This window comes from Oleiphilus sp. HI0132, from assembly GCF_001635845.1.
In genome coordinates this window covers 1-1,028 of sequence record NZ_LWGJ01000087.1, presented here as the reverse complement: position 1 = coordinate 1,028, position 1,028 = coordinate 1, and the positions used below count along the sequence as shown (strand labels likewise).

The following is a 1,028-nucleotide window of genomic DNA, read 5'->3' as shown; positions in this document are numbered from 1 at the left end:
TAGAGACGATTCGCGTTTACAAAAAGAATTCTTCCATTAGGATCAAGGAATGGCTCAGGACAACCAACGAGAGAAACTTAAACAACTGTTTGCAAAACGAGTTACGACGCAAGCCAGAGTTGTATTAGATGTCTATCAAAAGTGCAAACTCTCCTCTTGGGAAGACCTGGATCGCACTCAAGATTTAAATGATGCGAGTGAAAAACTAGAGCGTTTTGCAACCCGCTTTGAGATGTCTCGCCAGGAGACTTCGGCACGAAAAATTAACCAGCTACTGAGCAATGTTAACCCTGAAGCCCCGCTTTCGTTAGACAGCCAACAAAAAATTGAGTCCTTTATTCAGGAGCTGAATGAGTGCACTTTGCGAAAGAGTGATACCGGAGGGGGGCGAAGCGACACCTCGCACTCGAATCCACGTACTTTTTTACGCACTCCGATTTACCTCGCGCTANACAACACCGAGTACGCTAACCGCATTATTAATCAGCTGGAGTTCTTTGGTTTTCGTTCAATCAACTTCAGTGATGTTGATGATTTTGTTCACGCAGCTAAGCAGGATAAGCCAGAGACCATCGTAGCCGATGTAGATTTTGGCGGGCATAAGCTTGCTGGCATCGATGCCGTTCAAGTAATCCAGGAGTCTCACGAGACAACTATTCCAGTTATTTATGTTAGCGAGAGCACTGACGACATTCAGACCCGGCTAAAAGCATCGCGCACAGGCGGCGAAGAGTTTTTTTATCGAGCCATCGACCCTGGCCAGCTAATAGAAAAATTTGAGCAATATACGCACGCCAACATTCAGGACCCATACCGTATTCTGGTAGTCGATGACTCTAAAGCACAAGCAAAGTACATTGAGAATATATTGCACAAAGCCGGCATGATTCCTCACATCATTACCGAGCCGATGGATATCCTGGTAGCCTTGGCGGATTTCCAGCCTGAGATAATTATCATGGATATGTACATGCCAGGCTGTACCGGTATGGAGCTAGCCCGAGTGATACGCCAGCAAGACAAGTTTC

1 protein-coding gene is annotated in these 1,028 nt (G+C 46.1%); it reads left to right on the top strand.

The genetic code is table 11. From position 1 onward, the window contains the following. Nucleotides 1-49 precede the first annotated feature (49 nt). Nucleotides 50-1,028 (top strand): response regulator (locus A3766_RS01180; protein WP_156508591.1); only part of this gene is annotated, 979 nt, incomplete at its 3' end.